Raw genomic sequence first — 4,786 nt, 5'->3', positions numbered from 1 at the left:
CGCTGGCAGCGTGACCTGACGGACTCCACGGTGCTGCGTAACCTGGGCGTGGGCTTGGGCTATGCGCTGATTGCCTATCAGGCCACCATGAAAGGCATCAGCAAGCTGGAAGTGAACCGTACGCACCTGCTGGACGAGCTGGATCACAACTGGGAAGTGCTGGCCGAGCCGATCCAGACCGTGATGCGCCGCTACGGCATTGAAAAGCCCTATGAGAAGCTGAAAGAGCTGACCCGTGGCAAGCGCGTGGATGCAGCCGGTATGCAAGCCTTTATCGATAGCCTGGAACTGCCGGAAGACGAGAAAACCCGCCTGAAAGCCATGACGCCGGCTAACTACATTGGCCGCGCCACTACCATGGTTGATGAGCTGAAGTAAACGAACAAGTGCCCCTCACCCCAACCCTCTCCCACAGGGAGAGGGTTGGGGTGATGTGGGCAAGTACAGCGGTAGTCTGAAACACGTTCAGTTCCCTCATCAGCATTGAAATGGTGCAGTGTTATTGCCTGATGCATGGGCCAATCTGTGGCACGTTCAGTCCCCTCTCCCTTTGGGAGAGGGTTAGGGTGAGGGGCATTGATGTCACTAAATCCCCCTCCCCGATCCCAGCTTTATGTCACCAACTTCGATAAGCTATCCTTACTTTTTTACTAAAAACCGATGAAAGTTCGCCGACATCACTTACAATGCCTGATAACGAAGTTTGCCGCTCAGGCTGTGAGATAAGGATAGATATGGCAACGCTGAAAGATATCGCGGCCGAAGCAGGGGTTTCACTGGCGACGGTCTCCCGGGTTTTGAATGACGATCCCACGCTCAACGTCAAAGAAGAGACCAAGCATCGCATTCTGGAAATTGCCGAAAAGCTGGAATACAAAACCAGCAGTGCCAAAAAGCATCTGACTAACGCGGTGGTACAGCACCACGTGCTGGCGCTATACAGCTATAAGCAAGAGATGGAAATCAACGATCCTTACTACCTTTCCATTCGCCACGGTATCGAAACCCAGTGCGAAAGGTTGGGGATTGAACTCACCAACTGCTACAAAAACAACCAACTGCCGGATCTGAAAAAGATCACTGGCGTGCTGATCGTCAGCAAGCCTGCACCTGAGACCCTGCGTAAGGCAGCGGCGTTAACCGACAACATCTGCTTTATTGATTTTAATGAGCCCGGTTCCGAGTACGACTCGGTGGATATCGATCTGGCAAAAATCAGCAAAGAGATCATCGACTTCTTTATTGAGCACGGGGCCAAACGCATCGGTTTTATCGGCGGTGCCGATGAGCCGAATAAAGCGGATATCCGCGAAGCGGCCTTTGTGGAATATGGGCGGCTAAAAGGCGTGGTTCGCGAGCAAGATATTTACCGTGGTGATTTCTCTAGCGCCTCAGGTTATGAGCTGGCGAAAAAGATGTTGGCAACCGCGGATTATCCTGCCGCGCTGTTTGTTGCCTCAGACTCCATTGCCATTGGGGTACTGCGCAGCATTCATGAGTTGGGGCTGAAAATCCCACAGGACATCGCCCTGATCAGCGTGAACGATATCCCAACCGCGCGTTTTACCTTCCCACCGCTTTCCACCGTACGTATCCACTCGGAAATGATGGGGATCCAGGGGGTCAACCTGCTGCTGGAGAAATTCCGTGATGGCCGTGCTCTGCCGCTGCAGGTCTACGTGCCCAGCAAGCTAAAACTGCGTGAAACCACCAAATAACTGACAGCTCAAGTCTCGCAATGTAGGGGCGCCGCATGCTGCGCCCGTTAAATGCAGCACCTATCTCGCATCCAAACGCCTAATTATTAGTAAAAAATACTAATAATAACGAGCCTTTTTACCTTAAAACCTGCCAATTATTGCTACCACTCTCCGCCTAACATGCCAATCCACCGTTTCTTTAACCCGATCACAGATCCACCAGCGCATCGGGTATAAAGCGTGATCGAGTTAAAGCAAAACAAATTATCAGCTATATTTTAGTAAATGTTTTACTAAAATCCATCCCAAGCATTGACGCATTCCAGCCAAGACTGCGGCCTACAGCATTCAGACCAGGAGAGATGACGTGAATAATTGGGAAAACTTTCAATACCTGCATGAGAACCGAATGGCTCCCCGTGCCTACTTCTTCTCATATGACTCACTTAAACGTGCCCAAACCTTTCAGCGCGCCCTCAGCAGCCACTTTATGGCACTCAGCGGCCAATGGAGCTTTAACTACTTCACCAACCCGCTGCTGGTGCCCGAAGACTTTTATTCACAAAGGATGACTGACTGGGGCCAGATCACGGTGCCCAACATGTGGCAAATGGAAGGCCATGGCATCCTGCAATACACCGATGAGGGCTTCCCCTTCCCGATCGATGTGCCTTTCGTGCCGACAGACAACCCAACCGGCGCTTACCAACGTAGCTTCACACTAGGTGAACAGTGGCGCGGGAAACAGACCATCATCAAATTTGATGGGGTTGAGACCTATTTTGAAGTCTACGTTAACGGTCAGTATGTGGGCTTCAGCAAGGGCAGCCGCCTGACCGCCGAATTTGATATCTCCAATTACGTGCAATCCGGGGAAAACCTGCTGGCCGTGCGCGTCATGCAATGGGCGGATTCGACCTACATCGAAGACCAGGATATGTGGTGGACGGCCGGCATCTTCCGCGATGTCTATCTGGTGGGCAAAGAGCCGGTTCACGTGCAGGATCTGACCGTTCGCACCGATTTTGCCGCCGACTACCAAAGCGCGACCCTGTCTTGCGCGCTGGAGATTGAGAACCTGTCTGGGGCACCGCTAGCAGACTACGTGGTCGAGTATGCCCTGTTTGATCACGGTAACCTCCTGGCGCAGCACTGCCTAGGCGCACAAACTCAGACCTGTTTTGCTATACATCTGGCAAATCCAATCCAGTGGTCAGCGGAAAACCCTTATCTCTATCAGCTGTTTATCACGCTTAAAGACCAAAGCGGCAGCGTGCTGGAAGTGATACCTCAACGCGTCGGGTTCCGCGATATCAAAGTGCGCGATGGCCTGTTCTACATTAACAACCAGTATGTGATGCTGCACGGCGTCAACCGCCATGATAACGACCATCTGAAAGGCCGTGCGGTAGGCATGGATCGCGTTGAAAAAGATCTGATCCTGATGAAGCAGCACAATATCAACTCGGTACGTACCGCCCATTACCCGAACGATCCACGCTTTTATGAGCTGTGCGACATTTACGGGCTGTTCGTGATGGCCGAAACCGACGTCGAAACCCACGGTTTTGCCAACGTGGGCGATCTGAGCCGCATCACCAACGATCCGGCCTGGGAAACGGTATTCGTCGATCGTATCGTGCGCCACGTTCACGCGCAAAAGAACCATCCGTCAATCGTGATGTGGTCGCTGGGCAATGAGTCCGGCTACGGGTGTAACATCCATGCGATGTACCACGCCACCAAGGCCATCGACGATACCCGCCTGGTGCACTACGAAGAAGACCGTGACGCCGAGGTGGTGGATATTATCTCCACCATGTATACCCGCGCGCCGTTGATGAATGAGTTTGGTGAACACCCGCACGCCAAACCACGCATCATCTGTGAATACGCGCACGCCATGGGGAATGGCCCCGGCGGCCTGACGGAATATCAGAACGTGTTTTACCAGCACGATCATATTCAGGGCCACTACGTTTGGGAATGGTGCGATCACGGCATCCTGGCGCACGATGAGCAAGGCCAGGCATTTTACAAATACGGCGGCGACTTCGGCGACTATCCGAACAACTACAACTTCTGCATGGACGGGCTGATCTTCCCGGATCAAACCCCAGGGCCGGGTCTGAAAGAGTACAAACAGGTTATTGCACCGGTGAAGATCCGCGCGCTTGAGGCTCGGCTTGGCACCTTCCTGGTTGAGAACAAGCTGTGGTTTACCAATCTGGATGACTACACCCTCATCGCCGAGATCCGCGCAGAAGGGGAAACGCTGGCAACGCGGTCTCTGCGGCTGAAAGATCTGGCGGCCAACTCTTCACGGGAAATCCGCCTTGAGCTGCCTGAACTGGATGAGCGCGAAGCCTTTGTCAACTTCAGCGTGCGCAAGAACTCCAGCACGCTGTACAGCCCGGCCAATCACGAAATCGCGGTGTACCAGTTCCCGTTAAAAGAGAACACTGCGCAGGCAGCAGGCTATACCAACCTCAATGCACTGCCGCTACAGGTAGCAGAAAGCCGCCTGGCGTACTGCATCAGCGGCCAGGATTTTACGCTGACCTTCTCCAAGATGAACGGCAAGCTGACCTCCTGGATGAGCAACGGGGAAGAAATCATTGCCTCTGCCCCGGCGTTAAGCTTCTTCAAACCGATGATCGATAACCATAAACAGGAGTATCAAGGCCTGTGGGAACCCGCTCACCTGCAAATCATGCAGGAGCACTTCCGTACGTTGGACGTCGTTCAGAACGAGGGCCGCGTTGAAGTCACCGTCACCAGCATTATCGCCCCGCCGGTCTTCGACTTCGGCATGCGCTGCTGCTATCGCTACCAGATCAATGCGGAAGGCCAGCTCAACGTGGAACTCAGCGGCGAACGTTATGGCGATTACCCTTATGTGATCCCGGCCATCGGGCTGGATATGGGCATCAACGGCGGCTTTGAACGGGTGAATTATTATGGCCGCGGCCCGGAAGAAAACTATCAGGACAGCCAGCAGGCCAACCTGATCGATATCTACCAGACCACGGTGGCCGAGATGTTCGAGCACTATCCGTTCCCACAAAACAACGGTAACCGCCAGC

Annotated in this window: 2 protein-coding genes and 1 pseudogene; all 3 read left to right on the top strand. The window is 53.5% G+C overall.

All coding sequences use genetic code 11. The features are described 5' to 3' along the window. Positions 1-378, top strand: a pseudogene (locus ACLQ7H_RS24335) (adenylosuccinate lyase); the annotation flags it as partial. Positions 379-734: 356 nt separating this feature from the next. Beyond that, complete coding sequence (gene ebgR / locus ACLQ7H_RS24330; RefSeq protein WP_411754888.1) at positions 735-1,718, top strand: transcriptional regulator EbgR; 984 nt, start codon at positions 735-737, stop codon at positions 1,716-1,718. Positions 1,719-2,067: 349 nt separating this feature from the next. Then, positions 2,068-4,786: beta-galactosidase subunit alpha (gene ebgA / locus ACLQ7H_RS24325; RefSeq protein ID WP_411754887.1), on the top strand; the 2,719-nt coding region annotated here is incomplete at its 3' end.

This window comes from Serratia sp. (in: enterobacteria), from assembly GCF_046715635.1.
In the GTDB taxonomy this organism is placed as follows: domain Bacteria; phylum Pseudomonadota; class Gammaproteobacteria; order Enterobacterales; family Enterobacteriaceae; genus Chania.
This window is presented reverse-complemented; position numbering and strand designations above follow the sequence as displayed.

Excerpts from the sequence above, each read along its gene's own strand:
- ebgR (WP_411754888.1), top strand. The coding sequence starts at position 735 with ATGGCAACGCTGAAAGATATCGCGGCCGAAGCAGGGGTTTCACTGGCG.